The organism is Bacillus sp. AY18-3 (assembly GCF_008042305.1).
GTDB lineage: Bacteria > Bacillota > Bacilli > Bacillales > Bacillaceae_G > Bacillus_A > Bacillus_A wiedmannii.
This window is the reverse complement of the sequence record NZ_QKQR01000021.1, coordinates 95507-117180: the sequence shown is the minus strand read 5'-3', so window position 1 is coordinate 117180 and position 21674 is coordinate 95507. Positions and strand designations below refer to the sequence as shown.

The 21674-nt window shown below is 37.6% G+C and carries 26 protein-coding genes and 1 riboswitch; of the genes, 8 read left to right on the top strand and 18 right to left on the bottom strand.

The window, feature by feature from the left end; translation table 11 throughout:
• Positions 1-322: 322 nt before the first annotated feature.
• A complete protein-coding gene (locus DM800_RS19190; RefSeq protein WP_088064724.1) occupies positions 323-820 on the top strand; it encodes a cytoplasmic protein in 498 nt (165 codons plus the stop codon).
• 45 nt (positions 821-865) lie between these two features.
• Here the strand turns inward: DM800_RS19190 and DM800_RS19185 are convergent, their stop codons facing one another.
• Positions 866-1150, bottom strand: coding sequence for a YutD family protein (locus DM800_RS19185; protein ID WP_370512873.1), 285 nt, complete (start codon positions 1148-1150; stop codon positions 866-868).
• 142 nt (positions 1151-1292) lie between these two features.
• Between DM800_RS19185 and DM800_RS19180 the strand changes: the two genes are divergently transcribed.
• Complete coding sequence (locus DM800_RS19180) at positions 1293-1871, top strand: YhcN/YlaJ family sporulation lipoprotein (RefSeq protein ID WP_046954398.1); 579 nt, start codon at positions 1293-1295, stop codon at positions 1869-1871.
• A 30-nt stretch (positions 1872-1901) separates the two neighbouring features.
• Here the strand turns inward: DM800_RS19180 and DM800_RS19175 are convergent, their stop codons facing one another.
• A complete protein-coding gene (locus DM800_RS19175) occupies positions 1902-2633 on the bottom strand; it encodes a MerR family transcriptional regulator (RefSeq protein ID WP_060488132.1) in 732 nt (243 codons plus the stop codon).
• A gap of 99 nt (positions 2634-2732) precedes the next feature.
• Here DM800_RS19175 and DM800_RS19170 point away from each other — a divergent pair, with 99 nt between their 5' ends.
• Complete coding sequence (locus DM800_RS19170; RefSeq protein WP_116868002.1) at positions 2733-3548, top strand: YhfC family intramembrane metalloprotease; 816 nt, start codon at positions 2733-2735, stop codon at positions 3546-3548.
• A gap of 23 nt (positions 3549-3571) precedes the next feature.
• Here the strand turns inward: DM800_RS19170 and DM800_RS19165 are convergent, their stop codons facing one another.
• The gene (locus tag DM800_RS19165) at positions 3572-4015 is read right to left on the bottom strand and encodes a hypothetical protein (RefSeq protein WP_088064728.1); all 444 of its coding nucleotides are present in this window, start codon (positions 4013-4015) and stop codon (positions 3572-3574) included.
• Positions 4016-4149: 134 nt separating this feature from the next.
• Between DM800_RS19165 and DM800_RS19160 the strand changes: the two genes are divergently transcribed.
• Together DM800_RS19160 and DM800_RS19155 are read left to right on the top strand one after the other, a co-directional pair.
• Positions 4150-4704, top strand: a complete 555-nt coding sequence (locus DM800_RS19160) for a histidine phosphatase family protein (protein ID WP_088080791.1) — start codon at positions 4150-4152, stop codon at positions 4702-4704.
• 74 nt (positions 4705-4778) lie between these two features.
• A complete protein-coding gene (locus tag DM800_RS19155; RefSeq protein ID WP_048542306.1) occupies positions 4779-5258 on the top strand; it encodes a YbaK/EbsC family protein in 480 nt (159 codons plus the stop codon).
• 20 nt (positions 5259-5278) lie between these two features.
• Here the strand turns inward: DM800_RS19155 and lipA are convergent, their stop codons facing one another.
• The gene (gene lipA / locus DM800_RS19150; protein WP_000166369.1) at positions 5279-6175 is read right to left on the bottom strand and encodes a lipoyl synthase; all 897 of its coding nucleotides are present in this window, start codon (positions 6173-6175) and stop codon (positions 5279-5281) included.
• Between the two features lie 189 nt (positions 6176-6364).
• Here lipA and DM800_RS19145 point away from each other — a divergent pair, with 189 nt between their 5' ends.
• A complete protein-coding gene (locus DM800_RS19145) occupies positions 6365-7348 on the top strand; it encodes a M23 family metallopeptidase (protein ID WP_000944677.1) in 984 nt (327 codons plus the stop codon).
• A gap of 36 nt (positions 7349-7384) precedes the next feature.
• On the opposite strand, the gene yunB is transcribed toward DM800_RS19145, so the two are convergent.
• From yunB to DM800_RS19130, 3 genes are all read right to left on the bottom strand, one after another.
• A complete protein-coding gene (gene yunB, locus DM800_RS19140; RefSeq protein ID WP_046954393.1) occupies positions 7385-8116 on the bottom strand; it encodes a sporulation protein YunB in 732 nt (243 codons plus the stop codon).
• Between the two features lie 54 nt (positions 8117-8170).
• Complete coding sequence (locus DM800_RS19135; RefSeq protein ID WP_000248463.1) at positions 8171-8473, bottom strand: YunC family protein; 303 nt, start codon at positions 8471-8473, stop codon at positions 8171-8173.
• Between the two features lie 65 nt (positions 8474-8538).
• On the bottom strand, positions 8539-9930 hold the full coding sequence (locus DM800_RS19130) for a bifunctional metallophosphatase/5'-nucleotidase (protein ID WP_147787357.1): 1392 nt from the start codon (positions 9928-9930) through the stop codon (positions 8539-8541).
• Positions 9931-10476: 546 nt separating this feature from the next.
• On the opposite strand from DM800_RS19130, the gene DM800_RS19125 reads away from it, so the two are divergent.
• Both DM800_RS19125 and DM800_RS19120 read left to right on the top strand, forming a co-directional pair.
• On the top strand, positions 10477-10806 hold the full coding sequence (locus DM800_RS19125; protein ID WP_098133972.1) for a PadR family transcriptional regulator: 330 nt from the start codon (positions 10477-10479) through the stop codon (positions 10804-10806).
• Entirely contained in the window at positions 10806-11552 is a 747-nt protein-coding gene (locus DM800_RS19120; protein ID WP_147787356.1) for a VanZ family protein, read from the top strand. Before DM800_RS19125 ends, DM800_RS19120 begins: the two co-directional genes overlap by 1 nt.
• Before the next feature lie 215 nt (positions 11553-11767).
• On the opposite strand, the gene DM800_RS29660 is transcribed toward DM800_RS19120, so the two are convergent.
• From DM800_RS29660 to DM800_RS19065, 11 genes are all read right to left on the bottom strand, one after another.
• A complete protein-coding gene (locus DM800_RS29660; RefSeq protein WP_255447010.1) occupies positions 11768-11893 on the bottom strand; it encodes a hypothetical protein in 126 nt (41 codons plus the stop codon).
• Positions 11894-11967: 74 nt separating this feature from the next.
• Complete coding sequence (sufB, locus tag DM800_RS19115) at positions 11968-13365, bottom strand: Fe-S cluster assembly protein SufB (RefSeq protein ID WP_001118829.1); 1398 nt, start codon at positions 13363-13365, stop codon at positions 11968-11970.
• Between the two features lie 48 nt (positions 13366-13413).
• Positions 13414-13845 (bottom strand): Fe-S cluster assembly sulfur transfer protein SufU, encoded by a 432-nt coding sequence (gene sufU / locus DM800_RS19110; protein ID WP_000009525.1) that lies wholly within the window; start codon positions 13843-13845, stop codon positions 13414-13416.
• A complete protein-coding gene (sufS, locus tag DM800_RS19105) occupies positions 13835-15055 on the bottom strand; it encodes a cysteine desulfurase SufS (RefSeq protein ID WP_001020765.1) in 1221 nt (406 codons plus the stop codon). Before sufS ends, sufU begins: the two co-directional genes overlap by 11 nt.
• Positions 15055-16347 (bottom strand): Fe-S cluster assembly protein SufD, encoded by a 1293-nt coding sequence (gene sufD / locus DM800_RS19100; protein ID WP_088064731.1) that lies wholly within the window; start codon positions 16345-16347, stop codon positions 15055-15057. Before sufD ends, sufS begins: the two co-directional genes overlap by 1 nt.
• A gap of 15 nt (positions 16348-16362) precedes the next feature.
• Positions 16363-17148: a Fe-S cluster assembly ATPase SufC gene (sufC, locus tag DM800_RS19095; RefSeq protein ID WP_000929162.1), complete on the bottom strand. Its 786-nt coding sequence runs from the start codon at positions 17146-17148 to the stop codon at positions 16363-16365.
• A 238-nt stretch (positions 17149-17386) separates the two neighbouring features.
• On the bottom strand, positions 17387-18193 hold the full coding sequence (metQ, locus tag DM800_RS19090) for a methionine ABC transporter substrate-binding lipoprotein MetQ (protein WP_147787355.1): 807 nt from the start codon (positions 18191-18193) through the stop codon (positions 17387-17389).
• Positions 18194-18264: 71 nt separating this feature from the next.
• On the bottom strand, positions 18265-19077 hold the full coding sequence (gene metQ / locus DM800_RS19085) for a methionine ABC transporter substrate-binding lipoprotein MetQ (protein ID WP_147787354.1): 813 nt from the start codon (positions 19075-19077) through the stop codon (positions 18265-18267).
• Positions 19078-19101: 24 nt separating this feature from the next.
• Positions 19102-19767 (bottom strand): methionine ABC transporter permease, encoded by a 666-nt coding sequence (locus DM800_RS19080; RefSeq protein ID WP_000359548.1) that lies wholly within the window; start codon positions 19765-19767, stop codon positions 19102-19104.
• The gene (locus DM800_RS19075; protein ID WP_000601756.1) at positions 19760-20785 is read right to left on the bottom strand and encodes a methionine ABC transporter ATP-binding protein; all 1026 of its coding nucleotides are present in this window, start codon (positions 20783-20785) and stop codon (positions 19760-19762) included. The genes DM800_RS19080 and DM800_RS19075 overlap by 8 nt, the downstream gene beginning before the upstream one ends.
• Before the next feature lie 299 nt (positions 20786-21084).
• Positions 21085-21192, bottom strand: a riboswitch (SAM riboswitch).
• 125 nt (positions 21193-21317) lie between these two features.
• Positions 21318-21662: a hypothetical protein gene (locus tag DM800_RS19065; RefSeq protein ID WP_048542324.1), complete on the bottom strand. Its 345-nt coding sequence runs from the start codon at positions 21660-21662 to the stop codon at positions 21318-21320.
• Positions 21663-21674: the final 12 nt, after the last annotated feature.

Below are 21674 nucleotides of genomic sequence, written 5' to 3'. Positions count from 1 at the left end.
ATTTTGAATTTTCAATCTTATATGTTATAATTAAGAATAAATCTATTTGGATAGAAAGGACGTTATCTACGTATGCCAACATTTACTTTGTAATGGACCAGCAATTGGATAGCATTACTCTCAAAAAAGCACCGTGCTTTTTCAAGGGAGTAGTCTGCCCATTCCCATTACAAAGGAACGTAACGCATCTGTAGTATGATGTTTACGGAGGTTCCTAAGGGAATCTCCTTTTATTTTTGTCTTTTTATCATGTCTTCATACTACAAGACATCCAAATAGCTGTATTACGTTCCTTTACCACTACTATAAGAGGTGAAGGAAAATGCAGAAAGTACAACTTTCTTGGAGTTTATATGAAAATGAGCAAAACACAATCGAAAAGTATTGTAAAAATTGCAGACGCACTACCTTATTTACTGACACGAATATTCGTAGGCATAACGCCAACGGAAAAAATATATATCGTTTTGCCATTTATAAATGTCCGAAAGATCATACGTGGAATCAAAAGCTTCGTATTTATAAAGCATTCACTGATCACGTTGAAACATTCGACATGACGCAGCAAGATCAAATAGAAACAACTACTACCATTTCCATTACACAACATAAAGAAAACGGCATAGCCGAAATCACGATCGTATTAGATATCGTTTTCGGTTCCCACCGAATGGATAAAGCCTTATCCACATATATTTCCGACTGGAGCCGTACACGCATTGTGGATAAAATTAAAAATGGGGATATTCAATTGAACGGACAACAAATGAAACCAAATACAATACTTTCTGAAGGCGATCATATCTCGATTTGTTTATAAGTGAAAATATGCAAAAAATCCTCTTACAATCGTAAGAGGATTTTTTTATTTCTTCACTTTTCGTAATACGAAGTGTGCACAACCGAAATTACAGTACTCGTATAAATACTCCGTTAACGTACTAATTTTCGTATCATATGTCGAACGTTGATTACTATCATCAAAGAAACCGCGCAATCTAAGTTGCTCATAACCCCAATCCCCTACGATGTAATCATATTTATTTAAGATTTCTGCATAACGCTCTTTAAATGCTTCTTCATTAAAACCGTCACGAAAGTTTTTAATTACTTCGTACTGAACATTATTAATGCTCACCGTAGCATGCATCTCTTGCTCTTGCTTTTGCTCCATCATTAACTTCCTCTCTAAGCATTCTTCTTTTTATCGTATCACAAAGCATACCAACCAACAATTTCAAATACAAAAAATTGAAAATTAGTGCATGCTATGGAGAAGGAGGTGATACATCGTGAAAAAACAAATTATACTCTCTCTCCTCACTCTTTCCTTATTTGCAGGCTGTCAATCATCTAATAAAGCCGAAATGGAACGTGAAGAAGGAAGTCGTGTTCTTGTTTCCAATAAAAACGACATGTATCATACGGAAAATACAAATACAAGATTAACGAGAGTCGGTTATTCATCTAAACAAAAACATGAAGTATCTAACAAACAAGTAGGAGCCATTAACCGTGAGAAAGTCGCTGAAATGATTACAAGCATGACAGTCAAACTTCCTGACGTTACAAACGCTGCTACGCTCGTTACCGATGATGAAGTATTTGTTGTATACCGTGCAAACACAACGGATCCAAAACTCGTAGCGGATCAAGTATATAAAGCTGCTTTGTCCATCGTCCCTCGCTATTATAAAGCATATGTATCAACAGACCAAAAGTTGATTTCTCAAATTCAAGGCCTTCAATCAGGTAGCTTAAATGATACAGAATATACACAGAGCCTCGACATGCTAAAGCGAGAAATGAGCAAAAATCCTCATTTAAACAATACGGGGGATCAGACTTTGAATGATATGATTAAAAAATAAAGAAGGTGGAGAAAACCTCCACCTTTTTTACTATTTCTTACGATCCGCATAAACCTCCATCGCATCACACATAAACTGTGCTAAACCTTCACCAAACTTATCGATATTTTTCGTAAAGCGCTCATCAGCGACGTACATTTGACCGAGTCCTTTAAAAGCATCTAGTGAATATTCTCCAAAGTTTTGCAAGTAATCGTACCATACCCCGATTGCTTCCTGTGCCTCTTTAGAATCTGGTGCGCCGTGTCTAAGCGCCGCTAAATTTCTGTAAATAGTATTAAACTCTTCTTGATTATCTTTTGACATACCTTTCGCGTATTCATTCGCTTTATCTACAGCTGCGTCTCCCCATCGTTCACGCGCTTCTTCTTCGTACGGATTATGGCTGAAATCGAAGCCTTCAAATTTCTCTTTATTCGTCATTTCAATCTCTCCTTTTGTATGCTGAATTGTTTTATCAATTGTCGCAATCACCTTATCTAATCTGGCACGTTTTTCAAGAAGCATTTTCTTATGAAGCTGTAGTGCTTCTTCGTGGTCAAATGATGGACTCATGATAATTTCTTTAATTTTCTTCAAAGGGAAGCCTAGCTCTTTAAAAAATAAAATTTGCTGCAATGTCTCTAAATTTTTATTGGAATACAGACGATATCCAGACTCTGTCGTCTCGTCTGGGGTTAACAACCCAATTTCATCGTAATGATGCAGTGTGCGCACACTAATTCCAACTAAATTAGCTACTTCTTTTACCTTCATTGTCATGTGTATCTCCCCCTTAATACATACGATAAAGTATGACGCAACGTTAGAGTCAATAAGTAAATTCATTTTTTGTTAAAAGTTTCATCTCCACTATATTTCATGCATAATAGATATGTACATATATTAGAAAGCGGTGAAAGTATGGTTTCAAGTACGGTAATTGCCAGTATCACAATTCAACTTGTGATTTCGATTCTGGTACCTATTATTGCGTTTGTTTATTTCCGTAAAAAATATAATATTAATTGGAAAGTGGTCGGCGTTGGTGTTCTTATCTTTATTGGATTTACCCAAATTCTCGAAACACCGTTCCACCTATTTATGCGTGGTAATCCAGCAATCGCTCCATTTTTAGAAAATCCGTTTGTCTTTGCAATTTATGGCGGACTAACTGCTGGTATTTTTGAAGAATTAGGACGCTTCGTTGCCTTCTTCTTCCTACTAAAAAAATATCTAGAATATAAAGATGGCTTCGCTTATGGAATTGGTCACGGCGGGATTGAATCCATTTTAGTTGGCGGATTCTCTGCATTGCAGACACTTATATTCGCTAATGCTATTAACAATGGTAGCTTCGCTCAAATGGCAGAAAAACTACCACAATTAAATCTTGTAAAGGATATGTTAATAGAACAACCTGCTTATTTATACTTCCTTGGCAGCTTGGAAAGAATTATGGCTCTTGTATTGCAAATTGCCTTTACAATGCTTGTCTTATACGCAGTAAAACAGAAGAAATATATCTTCCTTGTTTACGCTATATTATTCCACGCATTTGTAGACTTTTTCGCGGCACTTTATCAAACAAAAACAATTAACATCTTTGTTGCAGAAGGAATTACCCTTCTCTTCACAATTGGTGCTGTCATTCTTATTCGTAAAATGAAAGAGAAATTAATGAGTGTACCGGAATAAAAAATAACCCACCAGCTGGTGGGTTATTTTTTACCACGATTTTCGCAATGATGATAACTCTTGCCCTCTTGCAGCTCCCTCTTTGTTTCTGCATCTATAACAATGTACTTATGAAACTCTTCTGCTTCATTTTGAGAAAAGGAAGCAAAAAAATAAACTTGGCGATCAGGGTGAACAAAAAAATCTTGAAGTACCACGCTACTACGACAACCCACGGCTGCTTTTTTTCTGAAAGAAAATTCTTTATCCGGCACTTCTTTAAATAGAATCTTTTTTCGAACGCTATATGCTGCATTGTTGTATTCTTTATAGATTTTCTTATCTAACTGTTCGTAAAACACATCTTCACTCACAAATGATTTATTTCGATTGCTTGGATAATTTAATTTTTGATTGGATTCTGCATATGTTGTGGACAAGTGTATAAAAAAACAAAGACCGAATATAATACATATCATTTTTTTCATCATTACACCTCAAATGTTCATTTATCCACATTACTTTTCCACATATTTAAATCAATATGCCGTTTCCAATAAAAAGGAATTTTTCCCACATTTGTCGAAGTATATAGCGTCAACTTGAAAGATGGGGATGAATTGTGAAGAAATTGATTGTAATACGACATTGTTCAGCAACTGGACAAGAACGTGATGCCGAATTAACGATTGCAGGAAAAAATCAAGCAAACACTCTTGCTACATTCCTCTTAGAAAACCAATCACAAATAGATCATATTATTTCAAGCCCATTTGTGCGAGCTATCGATTCTATTCGGCCCTATGCGCTTCAAGCTAACTTGTCTATCCAAGAAGATGAACGATTAGCTGAACGCATATTAAGCGACGTTCCAATGGATGATTGGTTGCAAAAACTAGAATCTACTTTTACAAATATAGATATCGCCTTTTCAGGCGGAGAGTCAACAAAACAAGCGACGGATCGTGCTATATCACTTATCCAAGACGTTTTAAAGTTAAACCATACTACAACACTACTTGTTACACACGGCAACTTACTGACGCTCATTTTAAAGCACTTTGATCATACGATCGGCTTTATTGAATGGAGAGCTTTAACGAATCCTGATATTTACGAAATTACACTCGATAAACAATGTATCCTAAAACGATTATGGGAAGCACCGTCCAAGTAATATCTCTTTCCAACACATTCAGTTGACGCCACGAGAAGAAACTGTACTAACAATAGAAAGGGGTATCACTCCATATGTACGAAGATGTACTTGCTTTACTACATAAAACAAATGCTTCTTACGAAAAGTTTGAACACGAACCAGTACTCGATTATGAAACAGATCGTATCGTACGTGAAAGGCTTGGCTTACACGGCACTCCAAGTAAAAGCTTATTTTTAAAATCAAAGTCTGGAGATTATTACGTATTTTTTACGTTAGAGGGTACAAGGCTCAACCGAGGAGAGATGAAAGAAATAACAGGAGAAAGCTTATCTCTCTGTTCTCCTGATGAGCTAAGAGAAGAAACAGGCTGTACTCCAGGATGTGTAGCTCCTTTCGGTTATTCACAAAATGTAACGATTATTGTGGATAGTGCTATTTATGCTTACGATAAAATTTTAATTACACCTGGTGTACCTGAATTTACAATTGAATTATCCACAGAGGAATTAAAGAAAATCTTATTAACATGCCCAAATACTGTTTTAGAATATAAACAAAAAGAGAGCTAATGATTAGCTCTCTTTTTTCATTATTTTGCTTCTGCTGTTTTTTCTTTTGCAGAACGAACCTGCTCGTCCGCATGGTAAGAAGAACGCACAAGTGGGCCAGCTTCACAGTGGCTAAAGCCTTTGCTAAGTGCAATTTCTTTAAGCTCTGCAAATTCTGCTGGTGGGTAATATTTAAGAACTGGTAAATGCTTCTTAGATGGCTGTAGGTATTGTCCAAGAGTTAAAATATCCACATTGTTTGCACGTAAGTCATCCATCGCTTCAATTAAATCTTCTCTCGTTTCACCTAAGCCCACCATAATGCTCGATTTAGTTGGAATATCAGGCTGCATTTCTTTTGCTCGACGTAAAAACTCTAATGAACGATCATATTTTGCTCTAGCGCGAACTCGGTCAGATAATCGACGTACTGTTTCAATGTTATGGTTTAAAATATCTGGTTTTGCATCCATTAACATTTTTAAGTTTTCTTCTACTCCACCCATATCAGATGGTAATACTTCGATTGACGTAAATGGATTTTTACGACGTACAGCGCGTACTGTTTCAGCAAAAACAGCTGCTCCCCCGTCCTTTAAATCATCACGTGCAACCGCTGTTATAACAACGTGCTTTAAGCCCATTTGTACTACAGAATCTGCTACGCGTTCTGGCTCTTGTAAATCAAGCTCAGTTGGTAAGCCTGTTTTAACCGCACAAAAACGACAAGCACGTGTACAAACCGCACCTAAAATCATAAATGTTGCTGTTTTTCTTACAGCCCAGCATTCATGAATATTCGGACATTTTGCTTCCTCACAAACTGTATGAAGATTCTTAGAACGCATCATTTTCTTTAAGCCTGTATAGTTTTCATTCGTGTTTAACTTAATTTTCAACCATTCGGGCTTGCGCTTATATTCTGTTTGTTTTGTCATGGTTATCAACTCCGCACAATATGAAATAATTTACCGTGTTCGCTTCTTTCAATGTAACATATCTATTCTAACGTATGAAAGCGATTTGCTCAAATGAAGATTCTAAGATTTTTTCCAATCGTTCCCTATAATGAAATACTCCGTATATCCCACACTAAAAAGAGTGATGTTGTGAAAGGAGTCTATTTCATGCTTCGAAAAATTTCTCTTTTGCTTTCGATTTGCTTTCTTCTCCACCAAAATATCGCTTACGGTGAAGATAATCAGCAAAGCATATACGAAAAGCGCATGGCACTATATAAAGAAACCGAGCAATCTTCAGGCATTCCGTGGTATTACTTAGCTGCAATGGATCAATACGAAAGAAATATACGGAGCGTAAGAAAAGATATTCCGAAAAAACCAGATGCCATTATCTCCCTTTATTTCAAACCAGAAATATGGGCTGGTCCCGTTAATGGTAACGACACTCTCCCCCATACAATTTCTCTATTTGGCGGATTGGGTTTAGATGGTGACAAAGATGGATTTGCAAACGCAAATAACGACCGTGATCTTCTGCATACAGCAGCGACAATTTTAAAGAAACAAGGAACGTCCGAAGACCGTGTTCACATTATGCTTTGGGAATATTATAGACGTGCGAAAACAGTTGAATTAATTACCGAATACGCCCAAATTTATAAACATTACGGACGTATTAATTTAGAAGGAAATGCTTTCCCTCTTCCGATTCGTAGTGACCATAGCTACCGTAGTACTTTCGGTGCTGGAAGAAGTTTTGGGGGAAGGAGAGTTCATGAAGGAACTGATATTTTTGCAGGCTATGGTGTACCAGTAAGATCTACTTGCTATGGCATTATTGAAACAAAAGGCTGGAACCGTCTTGGCGGATGGCGCATCGGTATTCGCGACCTTCATAATAATTACCATTATTACGCTCATTTAGGCGGATTCTCAAAAGAAATACAGCTTGGACAAATTGTCGAACCAGGAAAAGTAATCGGATTTGTCGGTAGCACCGGTTACGGCCCTCCCGGCACAGCTGGAAAATTCCCGCCCCACCTACATTTCGGTATGTATAAAGACAATGGTTATACAGAATGGGCTTTCGATCCATACATGCATTTAAGTCTGTGGGAGCGAAAAGAACGCACGAATACAAAACGATAACCGTAGCATATTGCTACGGTTATTTTTTTAATTCGGCTAACTATCCGTTTTCTTTTTATCAGGTACAACAACACTCCCACTTCCATAATAAGTAGGCACTTCCCCTTGAACAATACGCGTTGCAATCGGAACATCTTGTTTTACCTTTATTTCTTTCGTATGAAATGGAATAATCACTTGCAACGTGACTTCCATCTCCATAATAATTTGAATCGCTGTCGTATTGATCCCGTGCGGTTCAATTTTTTGTTTAATATCCGTATTCACATGACCAATCGTCGTGAAATCAATTGGAATATCGGGACCTATATTTCCAAGAAGCGCATTATCCGTTACACGACCAAAAGGAACTGCCATCGTTGCTCCATTTTTTTCAGAAATACCTAGCCCCTTCAAATCACCTTGTTCTACTTGCTGTAAATATTTTTCTATGTATGTGGTCGTTGACGTTACGATTTCATTTACTTGCTTTGTATTTAAATTAATTGTGGATACTTTCCCGTTTTTATCATTTTGTACTTTCATTAATGAATCGACATCAAACCCTTCATTAATTCTATCTTTTACCGCCTTCGTCATAACCGCTGTCGCCATTTTATGCGTCTCTACTTCCCCATATTTAAGTAATGTCGGCTGAATGCTTTTATTCACAATCCATAATCCTTGCACGAGTAATATGACAAAAAGAATAAACGACATAAGCAGTATGTGCCGAAAGGAAATTGGTCCCCTTCGAAACCGCGAATTTTTCGAACGAAATATACTCATAAAAAAACCTCCTTCTTATATCATTTCTATGCAAGAAGGAGGGACGATATATGCTTATCTCATTTTTAATAATGCTTCTTTTCCGATTGTGCCTGCCGTAATACCTAATGCTTCGGCTTCAATCGTGACTGATTCTAGCGGCGCTTCAAGAAGTTGTTCAATCGTTCTTACACCAACCGCACGGCCAGCAATAATTCCTCGATCACCTAACTTCTCATTTAAAAGACCTACATCTAATGCACCGCACATAATATATCCTTTATCGCTCATTACAGCTAGCAAATTTGTCTTTGGAAGTTTGACGCTAACCGCAATAAACGTATAATTATCGATTATAATTGGCTCCACATTAACCATAGTCCACACTCCTCTCTTTCTTATCTGTATGACAAGAGAAAAATGAGTGTTACAAGTTAACTAGCCTATAGTTTGACGGAAGATGTATGAGTTATCAACACGTCTGTTAACACATCTCTGAGTAACTCTGGCATATAATATTGTTTGTCAGAAAGTGTGGATAGCTCTGGGTATAAGTATCCGAATGTAAACATATCAATCGTTCCTACCGTATATATACGATCTAATTCCAGCGATTCCCCGTTAATCAATACATCTTCCAGTAAAATTTTATTCCCAGGAATCATATCTGGAATGACTTCGACACCAGCGTAAATCATTTTCCCCATCACTTTTCCACGAAATCCGAATCCTTTTACCTCAAGGTTCTCCATATTCGGGCGACGTGCTTTCAAAATAACTTCTCTTAACGTTTTCCCCGGCACTTTTAATAAACATGGATTAATTGGATGTGGACAAATTCTGTGAATATCTCCGCGCGTCACAACACCTTCTTCTAATCCTTCAAGAAGTACACCAGCGTTCACCATGCCAATCTCTGCACCGCACCACGTTTTCAGCGCATTTGCTAACATGTGCGAAAATGCTGTCTCATGAAACCAATCGACTGGTAAAGATTCCTTTAAATGAACGACAGGCTCTGCCATAATCTGTTTACTTTCTTCCTGCAGCAATTCAATTGTGGATAACGGTTTGCTATAAGCACCTAAACGTTCTGTCTTAATCGCTCTACCGTCCTTTTTCAACAGCTTCTTCGTCTCTTTATCCACAGTAAGCTGAACGTGCCCAACGTAACGTCCCCACTTTTCACAACAACAAAGTAAAGTATTATTCATAAGAATGCCACGCTCAAATAAATGGTGCGTATGTGCACCTAAAATAACATCTATATCATAATGCTCTGCCATATACTCATCCATGCTTTTTCCAAGATGAGAAAGGACAACCGTAATATGAGCCTCATTTCGCACTTCTTCTAAAATAGACTCTAAATGGATAAGCGGATCTTCAATATGCCAATCGAGCATATGATAAAACTCTGGATACGCTACTGTTAATCCGATAAAGGCAATCGTAATTCCATCTGTCGTTGTATGTAATTTATAAGGCTTTGCCCACGCTGGACGTACCCCTTCTTTTTCAAATAAATTCGCAACGAGCACCTCAAATCCAGCAGCATCATATAGACGATTCAAATGCTCCTTCGCTAACGTAATTCCTTCATTATTTCCGATCGTTACATAATCATATAACGCCTCATTCAAAAGCTTCGTATTGCCAAGTCCATTCGTCGCTTCCGAAATACTATGAAAACGATCCACATGATCGCCGATATCAACCGTCAAAACGGTCTCTCCCGCTTCCTGTCTTCGCTTTTTCTCCCCTTGTACAAACCGAGAAATTTGCGGCCAATTTTCAAAATGACTATGTATATCGTTTGTATGATAAAGGTGGATGATTGTTTCTTTATTTATATTCAGAGAAAAAACCTCCTCTCAGTTCCTTACTGCCATTTACGCTACACGTACGCAATAATCCTGTAAATACTTTTCGTCTTTTCTTGCTATTTTACATTGTACTCGCATTATAAGAAAAAGCAAAAGATTGTCCTTTTTGATAAGAAAACTTTTTCTAGTGTGTGGAAGGGTTTTAGATGATTGAACGGGGGATTTGTTGGGGTTCCGGGGATTTGTCAAAAAGTTTAACAAAGAGTTCGGTAGGTGGGCTTCAATTGAATTTTCCAATAGATTGTCAGTGGATTTGTCAGTATCTTTGCCTTACTTCCAGTCGGTCTCTTTTCCTACAACATGTTGTGGGGTATATACGGAATTTCTTTTGTCTTACTTTGTCAATAAGTCGATATCCCTTGTCGAACCGTCGATATATTTGAATAATCGCTGATATATTTCAATGCATACTAGATGGGGTATCCTCCGGAAAATATACCTTGTAATACGACATATGTCGTGTTACAATCTCACCATAAGGTGGTGAACCATAAAATGGATAAAGAGATATTAAAAGGAAGTATTGATATTTTACTGCTCTCCATCATTAAACAGCACGATACGTACGGATATGAAATTATTCAAAAGCTAAAAGAAAACAGCAATGATCTATACACGATGAGCCAAGGTACACTCTATCCAGCACTTAAGCGCTTGGAACAAAAGGATTTAATCAATTCCTACTGGGGTGAATCTGAAACTGGTATGAAACGAAAATTTTATCACATTACTACGAACGGCAAGAAAATTTTAGAAGAAAAACTAACAGCGTGGGATTCAGTTACAGCTCTTATTAAAACTTGTCAGAAAGGAGCTTTAAATTAATGACGATTGAAAAATACATAAAGAGTATCGTTCAAAAAACAAACCTCTCGCAACCTGATAGAGACGAACTTTACTTCGAAATTTACGATCATCTTACAAGTTTAAAACAAGAATTTCTCGATCAAGGAAAATCTGAAGAAGAAGCTACTACATTAGCCATTCAAAACTTCGGAGAAGCCTCTACTTTAGGAACTGAAATTGAAAAAGCGATGCAATCTTCTACGCAAAAATATGTACAGTGGATTGGTTGGGGATTATTTTTACCGTATTCATTTGTTTTATTATTTAAACTGTTGCTCGGGAGGCAAGCTTTTTACTTTGGTAATCTGAAGTACTTCTTTGAAACAGGTGACTGGCATTCTATACACGGTGGGTTAATAAACTTAATTCCACTCAAAAGTACAATCAGCTATCTAAGTGGATTCGATCCTACACATTTACTAGATCCTTATAATATAGAAATCGTACTTATGAATACATTAGGGAACGTCATCATATTTATCCCATTCGGATTCCTTCTGCCGTTATTATTTAAACAAATAAACAATGTAAAAATGGCATCAAAAATTTTCATTAAGTTTATTTTATTAATTGAATCATTACAACTCCTTACTTTTACTGGTGTTTTCGATATTGATGACATCATATTGAATATGCTAGGTGCTTTAATTGGATATGGTTCGTTCATTGAGATGAAACATATTTGGGAGCGTATTAAATCTGTGGATAAGGTGGATACGATTTAGGTTCGGGGTATACAGCCTGTTCTTCCTGTCGTAATTTGTTGATAAGTCGATATATTTAGTTAAACACCGACTGGATATCCCAGCCTGCCCTGAACTGACCTAAACTGAACCCAATCAAGCACAACATAAAAAAGCGCCCTGCATAGCAGGGCGCTTTCTTCATACATATATTATCCAGTTCCAGCGGCTAGAATGTTCGGTGGCTTCACTTCTTCCTATGAGGCAAAAAACGCCTCTACGTCAGAAGCTCCATCCCCCTCACATTCTGAACGAGCCACTTCCACTTTTAAATATTGTCCAGCTTCGCCTCCTAGACCCTCATGTCTAAGAACCTTCCGCACAAGAAAATAAACAGCATCTTCTGTGCGAAAGAACCTTAGCCAACGGGTCTGAATAGTCGGATCCGCATTTCTATTTAACCAATAGAACCTTCCATCTCAAACTTGATCAGGCGGTTCATTTCAACTGCGTATTCCATTGGAAGTTCGCGAGTGAATGGCTCGATGAAGCCCATTACGATCATTTCTGTAGCTTCTTGCTCAGAAATACCGCGGCTCATTAGGTAGAATAATTGTTCTTCTGATACTTTCGATACTTTCGCTTCGTGTTCAAGTGAAACGTAATCGTTTTTGATTTCGTTGTAAGGAATTGTATCAGATGTAGATTGGTTATCCATGATTAACGTGTCACACTCGATGTTAGAGCGAGAGTTTTTCGCTTTTGGTCCGAATTGTACGATACCACGGTAAGTTACTTTACCACCATGCTTCGCAATCGATTTAGAAACGATTGTTGAAGACGTGTTTGGTGCTAAGTGAATCATTTTCGCACCAGCATCTTGATGTTGGCCTTTACCAGCAATCGCGATAGATAATGTTAAACCACGAGCGCCTTCGCCTTTTAAGATAACTGCTGGGTATTTCATCGTTAATTTAGATCCGATGTTACCGTCAATCCATTCCATCGTTGCGTTTTCTTCACAAACCGCACGTTTTGTAACTAGGTTGTATACGTTGTTCGCCCAGTTTTGGATTGTTGTATAACGGCAATATGCATCTTTCTTAATGATGATCTCTACTACCGCACTGTGAAGTGAGTTAGTCGTGTAAACAGGTGCTGTACAACCTTCTACGTAGTGTACGTGTGCGCCTTCGTCTACGATGATAAGCGTACGCTCGAATTGTCCCATATTTTCAGAGTTAATACGGAAGTACGCTTGAAGTGGTGTATCCACTTTAATACCTTTTGGAACGTAGATGAATGATCCACCAGACCAAACTGCAGAGTTTAATGCAGAGAATTTGTTGTCTGTTGGTGGGATTACTTTTCCGAAATGCTCACGGAAAATATCTTCGTTCTCTTTTAATGCGCTATCTGTATCTTTGAAGACGATTCCTAGAGCTTCTAGGTCTTCTTTCATGTTGTGGTATACAACTTCAGATTCGTACTGTGCAGATACACCAGCTAAATATTTTTGCTCAGCTTCAGGAATACCTAATTTATCAAATGTCGCTTTAATTTCCTCAGGTACTTCATCCCAAGACTTCTCAGATTTCTCAGATGGTTTTACGTAGTACGTAATTTCATCGAAATCTAAGTCGTTTAAGTCGCCGCCCCATTGTGGCATTGGCATTTCATAGAACTTATCCAGTGATTTTAAACGGAAGTCTAACATCCACTGTGGTTCTTCTTTCATACGTGAAATCTCTTCAACGATTTCTTTTGTTAAACCGCGTCCAGCACGGAAAATCGAAACGTCTTTGTCTTTGAAACCATATTTATAATCGCCGATATCTGGCAGTTGCTTCGCCATGTTGGTGTGTCCCTCCTTAGATAACCTCGTTTTTAGGAACCTTTTACATTACTTATCTTCGTTTAAGCCCTTTTCTAACGCTTTCCACGCTAATGTTGCACATTTAATACGTGCAGGGAACTTGCATACGCCTTGTAATGCTTCAATATCTCCTAAATCAATGCTGTCATCGTACTCTTTTCCTAGCATCATGTCAGAGAAAATTTTAGAAAGCTGAAGTGCCTCTTCAATTTTCTTACCTTTTACTGCTTGTGTCATCATCGAAGCTGAAGACATTGAGATAGAACACCCTTCTCCTTCAAACTTCGCCTCTTGTACAATACCTTCTTCTACTTTCATCGTAAGTTGAATACGATCGCCGCAAGTTGGATTGTTCAAGTTAACAGTAACACTATCTTCTAACACGCCATTGTTACGAGGATTCTTATAATGATCCATAATAACTTGACGGTATAACGTATCTAAATTATTAAATGACATTTGTGAAATACTCCTTTGTCTTGATTAGTGATTCAACAAATGTATCAATTTCTTCTTTTGTATTATATAAATAGAAGCTCGCACGTGCTGTAGAAGAAGCTTTCAGCCACTTCATAAGCGGTTGTGCACAGTGGTGTCCTGCGCGAACCGCAATGCCTTCTACATCTAATACAGTTGCTACATCATGAGGATGTACGTCTTCAATATTAAATGTAACAAGACCAGCGCGATGCTTTGGACCATAAATTGTAACGCCATCTACTTCTGATAGTCTTTCTAAAGCATATTGCGCTAATTCATGTTCATGCTTTTCAATATTATGAAGACCGATTTCTTCTAGGAAATCAATTGCCGCACCAAGTCCAATTGCATTACCGATAATCGGTGTACCTGCTTCAAACTTCCACGGAAGCTCTTTCCAAGTAGATTCTTGTAAATCTACGAAATCAATCATTTCACCGCCAAATTCAATTGGCTCCATATTGTTCAGCAATTCTTTTTTACCATATAATACGCCGATACCTGTAGGTCCGCACATCTTATGAGCAGATAATGCGTAGAAATCACAGTTTAAATCTTGTACATCCACTTTCATATGAGGTGCACTTTGTGCTCCATCAACGATCATGATTGCACCGTTTTCATGTGCAATTGCTCCGATTTCTTTTACAGGGTTAATCGTTCCAAGTACGTTTGATACTTGCATAATAGAAACGATTTTTGTATTCGGTGTAACTGTTTGACGAACATCTTCTAAAGAAATTGTACCGTCTGGTTGAAGCGGAAGGTATTTTAAAGTTGCACCAGTTTTCTTCGCAACTTGTTGCCACGGAATGATGTTACTATGGTGTTCCATGTAAGAAATAACGATTTCATCGCCTTCTTTTACATTTTCAAGACCATAGCTAGCCGCTACTGTATTTAATGCAGTTGTCGTTCCGCGCGTGAAAATAATCTCTTCCATTGATTTCGCGTTAATAAACTTGCGAACTTTCTCGCGTGCACCTTCATACGCGTCGGTAGCTTTCGTACCGAGCGTATGAACACCGCGATGCACGTTAGAATTATATTCTTTATAGTAACGTTCTAACGTTTCAATGACTTGAATTGGTTTTTGAGAAGTTGCTGCACTATCGAAATATACAAGTTGTTTGCCGTTCACTTTTTGATCAAGAATTGGAAACTGTTTGCGTATTTCATGAATATTCATTAGCGAACTTTCCTTTCAATTACCTCAACAAGCTGTGCCTTTACTCCTTCAATTGGAAGCTCATTTACTACAGGTGCTAAGAATCCATGGATGACTAAACGTTCTGCTTCGCGTTTTGGAATACCACGGCTCATCAAGTAGTATAATTGGTACGGATCTACGCGGCCTACTGAAGCTGCGTGACCTGCCATTACATCATCTTCGTCGATTAAAAGAATTGGGTTTGCATCACCGCGAGCTTTTTCATCTAACATAAGAACGCGAGAAGATTGTTGTGCATTTGATTTAGATGCACCATGTTCAATCTTACCAATTCCGTTAAAGATAGATGTTGCACTATCTTTTTGTACACCGTGTTTTAAAATCCAACCTTCAGAGTGTTTACCGAAGTGAACAACTTTAGTTGTAAAGTTTTGTGTTTGGTTACCACGACCAATTGTTACTGTTTTTGTATCAGCATATGATCCGTCGCCCATTAAATTCGTAACGTTCTCTGAAATTGTGTTTCCGTCATTCATAAGGCCTAGAGCCCAATCAATGCGGCCGTCGCGTCCAACAACACCGCGGCGGTTAACGTAAGTTGTTACGTCTTTTGCTAATAGATCAACCGCACCAAATTTCACTTGTGCGCCTTGTTCCACGATTACTTCTGCTACGATATTTGCAATACCTTTAGCATTTTCATTTGCAACGTAGTTTTCTACATAAGTTGCAGTACTGTTCGCATCAGCTACGAATAATACGTGGTTATATACGTTAGCTTCTTCACCGTCTACTAAGAATACAGCTTGAAGTGGAGTTTCAAGAACAACGTTTTTCGGAACATATACAAATGCACCGCCGTTGATTAATGCAGCATGAAGTGCAGTTAAACGATGCTCGTCTACCTTCACGCCGTCTTTCATTAAATACTTTTGTAATAGTTCAGCATGCTCTGTTGCAGCTGTTAGGATGTCTGTAAAAATAACACCTTTTTCTTTTGCTTCGTCTGCTAAAGAAACGAATGCAGTTGTACCAGTACGTTGTACTAATACGCTGTTATTTTCATCGATTAAGTTTTTCACTGCTTCTGGAAGCTCTGTTAAAGAACTTACAGGCTCTTGCTTAGCAGCGTCGCCTTTTCCGATAAAGTCCCATTTTTCAATTTTCGTTTTATCAGGCGTTGGCATTGGAAGTTCAGTTGCTTGTGCAAGAGCTTGTAAGCGGAACTCAGTCAACCAAGCAGCTTCGTTTACTTCGCTTGCGCGCTGACGGATTGTTTCTTGATCGAAAGGTAATGTACCGATTGTCATGTTTATGCTCCTCTCTTACGCTTCTTGCTCTGCTGTTTCGTCTTCAATACCTAATTCTTTTTTAATCCAGTCGTAACCTTCAGCTTCTAGACGTTGTGCAAGCTCAGGGCCACCAGATTTAACGATACGACCGTTCATCATAACGTGAACGAAGTCTGGAGTGATGTAGTTTAATAAACGTTGGTAATGCGTAATCATTAGGCAACCGAACTCTTCGCCACGCATTTGGTTAATACCTTTAGATACAACTTTTAATGCATCGATATCAAGACCTGAGTCGATTTCATCTAAGATTGCGATTTTTGGCTCAATCATCATTAATTGAAGAATTTCGTTACGTTTTTTCTCTCCACCAGAGAAACCTTCGTTTAAGTAACGTTGTGCCATTTCTGGATCCATTTCTAGGAATTCCATGTTTTTATCTAAAGTACGGATAAATTTCATAAGAGAAATTTCATCGCCTTCTTCACGACGTGCGTTAATTGCAGAACGTAAGAAGTCAGCGTTTGTTACTCCGCTAATTTCACTTGGATATTGCATTGCTAGAAATAGACCTGCTTGTGCGCGCTCATCTACTTCCATTTCTAATACATCTTCACCGTCGATGATGATGCTACCTTCTGTTACTTCATATTTTGGGTGACCCATAATTGCAGAAGATAAAGTTGATTTACCTGTTCCGTTAGGTCCCATAATTGCGTGGATTTCTCCACCTTTTACTTCAAGGTTTACACCTTTTAAAATTTCTTTACCGTCGATTGATACGTGTAAGTCTTTAACCGTTAATGTAGAACCAGCCATCTCAATACCTCCATTAATCCTCTATATACATTTTAAAAATTCCTAAAACGTTCATATTCTCATTTTATTCTCATTCTAATTTTATATCAAATAAAATGATATCGCAAACGACGAAAAAAAGTAACAATTTTTTCACAAATGTATATAAGTATTTCCCTTGCATCTTTATATGATACACCTTTCTTCTTATTTATATAAAGAAAAAAGGACTGGTAATTTTCCAGTCCTTCCCTTATATTTATTCACTTACCGGAAGTACAGCACCTTTATATTCTTTATTAATAAAATCTTGAATTTCTTTTGAATGCAGTACTTCTACTAGTTCTTTAATTTCTTTTTTCTTCTCGTCACCTTTACGAACTGCAATAATATTTGCATACGGAGAGTCTGATCCTTCAATCGCAATTGCATCCTTTGTTGGATTTAATTTCGCATCAATTGCGTAGTTTGAATTAATGAATAAAGCATCACCTTCATTATTTTCATATAGCTTCGGTGAAAGTCCCGGTTCTACATCTGTTTTAAACTTTAAGTTTTTCGGATTTTCTACAACATCTTTTACTGTTGCTTTAACAACATCTACACCGTCTTTTAATTTAATAACGCCACCTTTTTGTAACAATGCGAGCATACGGCCACGCTCCGCTACGTTATTACTCATAATAACTGTTCCGCCATCTGGCAATTCTTTTAAACTTTTATACTTCTTAGAATAAATGCCCATTGGCTCTAAATGGATTTTTCCTGCGTTTAAAATTTTATATCCCTTTTCTTGAATTTCTTTATCTAAGTAAGGAATGTGTTGGAAGTAGTTCGCATCAATTTCCTTATCCGCTAACGCTTTATTCGGCAAAACATAATCCTGGAACTTTTTAATCTCTAATTTAATGCCCTTTTTCTCTAGTATCGGCTGTGCCTTTTCTAAAATAACAGCATGCGGCACGTTAGAAGCTCCCACCACAAGCTTATTCTCTTCTTTCCCTCCGCAAGCAGCTAATGTAAATACAGACAGCGCTGTAACAACTGACAATAGAATCTTTTTCATATGATGTCCCCTTCTCCCCTATAGTTATGTAGTTATAAAAAAGGCTGGCATACACCAGCTCTTTTCAGCAATTATTCTTTTACAGGAACAACCGCTCCTTTATATTCTTTATTAATAAAGTCTTCGATTTCTTTAGAATGCAATACTTCTACAAGCTCTTTAATCCCTTTTTTATCTTTATCACCTTTACGAACCACTAATACGTTTGCGTATGGAGAATCATCACCTTCAATTGCAATTGCATCTTTTTCTGGATTTAATTTCGCATCAATTGCATAGTTCGAGTTAATTAAAACAGCGTCGCCTTCTTTATTGTTATACACTTGTGGTAACAAACCAGGCTCGATATCCGTTTTGAACTTTAAGTTTTTCGGATTATCTGCAATATCTTTTGGAGTTGCACTAACTGGATCTACTCCGTCTTTAATTTTTAAAATGCCTTCTTTTTGTAAAATTGCTAAACCACGTCCATGGTCAGTAACGGAATTACTCATAATAATTGTCGCCCCGTCTGGAAGTTCTTTTAAGCTCTTATATTCTTGAGAATATACACCAATTGGTTCCAAGTGAATTTTCCCTGCTATTTCAAAATCATATTTTTTATCTTTCATTTCTTTTTCTAAATACGGAATATGCTGGAAGTAGTTTGCATCTAAATCCTTATCCGCTAACGATTTATTTGGTAACACGTAATCTTGGAACTTTTTCACTTCTAATTCAATTCCTTTTTTCTCAAGTAACGGTTTTGCCTTTTCTAAAATTTCAGCGTGCGGCACGTTAGAAGCCCCCACAACTAGTTTCTTTTCATCTTTATCTTTCCCGCCACAAGCAGCTAACCCCAAAATAGAAGTTGAAATAAGTGCTGTAAGTAATAATTTTTTCATTTGAAACATCCTCCTGTTTTTTTATTATCGTTTATCTATTCGAGTCGTTACACTATCACCAATCCACTGAATGAAAAATACCACTAGTAATACACAAATTGTCGCAACGATTGTTACATCGTTATTTCCTCGCTGGAATCCTTCTAAATAAGCAAGTGTTCCAAGGCCACCAGCACCAACAACCCCCGCCATTGCTGTATAGCCTACTAAAGCGATTGTTGTAACCGTAATACCAGATACTAATGCTGGTAACGATTCTGGAATTAATACTTTCAAAATAATAGTGCTTGTTTTTGCTCCCATTGCTTTTGAAGCTTCAATTACACCTTTATCAATTTCACGAAGTGCAATTTCAACCATTCTCGCGTAAAACGGTGCCGCTCCAATAATTAAAGCTGGCAGTGCTGCACTCGCTCCAAGAATTGTTCCAAGCAGAATCTTTGTGAATGGGATTAATAAAATGATTAAAATGATGAACGGTATCGAGCGGAAGATGTTTACGAACGCTCCAATCGCCGTGTTAACCGATTTGTTTTCCCATAAATTATCTTTCGCTGTCATAAAGAGTAACAATCCTAAAATTAGTCCTAAAACAAATGTGGCAAGAGCTGCGATTGCCGTCATATATAACGTTTCACCAGTTGCTTCTAACATTTGATTCCAATCAATATTTGTGAGTAACTTATCCATGTGCAATCACCTCCAGCTCTACTTGATCTTGATGTATTCCCTCTATTGCTTGCTGAATCGCTGTTTCCTCACCATTTAAATGAACAACTAAACTACCGTAAGAGCCGTTATTTGTTTGGGCGATGTTTCCTTGCAAAATGCTAACTTCTATATCACTACGTTGCATTAATCTTTGAAGTACTGGTCTTTCTACAGCTTCACCGATAAACTGCAAACGAACTACTTTACCATCTGGATACTTTTCAATTAAACTTTCAATCGTTTCATTTGTATCTTCAGAATCCGTTAACTGCTGTACAAATCGTTTCGTAATGTCTTTCTGCGGATTGCGGAATACATCAAGTACTGGACCCGTTTCTACAATCTTCCCTTTCTCCATTACCGCCACTCGATTACAAATCTTTCGAATCACGTGCATCTCGTGTGTAATGAGTACAATTGTTAAACCGAGACGCTTATTAATATCTAATAATAAATCTAAAATTTGATCTGTCGTTTCTGGATCAAGAGCTGATGTCGCTTCATCACATAAAAGCACTTGTGGATTGTTAGCTAATGCTCTTGCAATACCAACGCGTTGCTTTTGTCCTCCGCTCAGCTGAGATGGATACGCGTCCCCTCTTCCTTCTAATCCAACAAGATGAATTAACTCATCCACTCGTTTTCTTCTCTTCGCCTTATCAACACCTGCAATTTCAAGTGGGAACTCGATATTTTCGCGTACAGTTCGTGACCAAAGTAAGTTGAAGTGCTGAAAAATCATTCCGATTTCTTGCCTTGCCTTACGAAGTTCACTCCCTGTAATTGCTGAAATCACACGATTTGCAATTGTAATTTGGCCAGAAGTTGGTTTCTCTAACTGATTGAATAATCTGATTAAAGAACTTTTCCCAGCGCCACTATATCCGATCACACCAAATATTTCACCTTTGTCTATTTTTAAATTGGCATTATCTACAGCAGTGACATCACCGCTTTTTGCTTTATATATTTTCTTTACATTTTCTAACAAGATCATGATGTTCACCCCTTTTTTTGTTTAAAAAGCGTAAGCGGCTCGTTTAGAACAAGAGGACGCCCGAATCCCTGACGAAGAGGTGCTTTTTGCCTCATAGGAAGGGATGAAACGACCGACTGTTCTAGCCGCTGAAGCTAGATTTTTGGTCGACTCCGCAATTTTTTATTTTTAATGCGTGTAGTCCACCGTTATCACTACTTTTATTGTTTGAATGTCCTCCACATTCAAACAATAAAAAAACCTTTCCGCTTTAGAGAAGCAGAAAGGTTTATATGCGTATATAACAACATTATCCCTCTCTCTCATCTCTCAAAGCATTTGCTTTGCAGGAATTGGCACCATTTCAACATAAGTTGACGGTTGCCGGGCTTCACAGGGCACAGTCCCTCCACCTCTCTTGATAAGAGAAATCAGATTACATTTTCGTCTGATTTGTAATTTATGAAATTGTCTATATTTTATGAATTGAATTGTATCAATATCCACACACCATGTCAACAGAAATTTTCGTAAAAAATGAAACTTCAGAATTTTAAGCACCTACTGACATCGGTTTACATATATGGAACATCGATTCAACTAATAGCATCGTTCGATACGTTCCCGAATATTGTACACGTCCATCGTTCATTAGTGTTTGCAATCGTACATTTCCGTTCACCAATTGTTTTACATCTTCCTCATCTACACAAACGATTTGCTCCGTTCCTCTTTCCTCATGTAGCAGCTCTATATAATCTCTTGAAATTTGTAACGAACAACTTTCATCTCCAAAGCGAAAATTAACAGTTTTTTCTCCTTGTCTTAAAAGCGGCTCTAAATGATATTGACCATTAGCGTAATTTACAAATGATTGCAGCAAAGAATATAATTTCACCCTAAATCACAT

Bases quoted from the DNA above. Each gene is read 5' to 3' on its own strand.
- DM800_RS19190 (WP_088064724.1), top strand. From the start codon at position 323: ATGCAGAAAGTACAACTTTCTTGGAGTTTATATGAAAATGAGCAAAAC.
- DM800_RS19185 (WP_370512873.1), bottom strand. From the start codon at position 1,150: ATGCATGCTACGGTGAGCATTAATAATGTTCAGTACGAAGTAATTAAA.
- DM800_RS19175 (WP_060488132.1), bottom strand. From the start codon at position 2,633: ATGACAATGAAGGTAAAAGAAGTAGCTAATTTAGTTGGAATTAGTGTG.
- DM800_RS19170 (WP_116868002.1), top strand. From the start codon at position 2,733: ATGCATAATAGATATGTACATATATTAGAAAGCGGTGAAAGTATGGTT.
- DM800_RS19165 (WP_088064728.1), bottom strand. From the start codon at position 4,015: ATGAAAAAAATGATATGTATTATATTCGGTCTTTGTTTTTTTATACAC.
- DM800_RS19155 (WP_048542306.1), top strand. From the start codon at position 4,779: ATGTACGAAGATGTACTTGCTTTACTACATAAAACAAATGCTTCTTAC.
- lipA (WP_000166369.1), bottom strand. From the start codon at position 6,175: ATGACAAAACAAACAGAATATAAGCGCAAGCCCGAATGGTTGAAAATT.
- DM800_RS19145 (WP_000944677.1), top strand. From the start codon at position 6,365: ATGCTTCGAAAAATTTCTCTTTTGCTTTCGATTTGCTTTCTTCTCCAC.
- yunB (WP_046954393.1), bottom strand. From the start codon at position 8,116: ATGAGTATATTTCGTTCGAAAAATTCGCGGTTTCGAAGGGGACCAATT.
- DM800_RS19135 (WP_000248463.1), bottom strand. From the start codon at position 8,473: ATGGTTAATGTGGAGCCAATTATAATCGATAATTATACGTTTATTGCG.
- DM800_RS19125 (WP_098133972.1), top strand. From the start codon at position 10,477: ATGGATAAAGAGATATTAAAAGGAAGTATTGATATTTTACTGCTCTCC.
- DM800_RS19120 (WP_147787356.1), top strand. From the start codon at position 10,806: ATGACGATTGAAAAATACATAAAGAGTATCGTTCAAAAAACAAACCTC.
- sufB (WP_001118829.1), bottom strand. From the start codon at position 13,365: ATGGCGAAGCAACTGCCAGATATCGGCGATTATAAATATGGTTTCAAA.
- sufU (WP_000009525.1), bottom strand. From the start codon at position 13,845: ATGTCATTTAATAATTTAGATACGTTATACCGTCAAGTTATTATGGAT.
- sufS (WP_001020765.1), bottom strand. From the start codon at position 15,055: ATGAATATTCATGAAATACGCAAACAGTTTCCAATTCTTGATCAAAAA.
- sufD (WP_088064731.1), bottom strand. From the start codon at position 16,347: ATGACAATCGGTACATTACCTTTCGATCAAGAAACAATCCGTCAGCGC.
- sufC (WP_000929162.1), bottom strand. From the start codon at position 17,148: ATGGCTGGTTCTACATTAACGGTTAAAGACTTACACGTATCAATCGAC.
- metQ (WP_147787355.1), bottom strand. From the start codon at position 18,193: ATGAAAAAGATTCTATTGTCAGTTGTTACAGCGCTGTCTGTATTTACA.
- metQ (WP_147787354.1), bottom strand. From the start codon at position 19,077: ATGAAAAAATTATTACTTACAGCACTTATTTCAACTTCTATTTTGGGG.
- DM800_RS19080 (WP_000359548.1), bottom strand. From the start codon at position 19,767: ATGGATAAGTTACTCACAAATATTGATTGGAATCAAATGTTAGAAGCA.
- DM800_RS19075 (WP_000601756.1), bottom strand. From the start codon at position 20,785: ATGATCTTGTTAGAAAATGTAAAGAAAATATATAAAGCAAAAAGCGGT.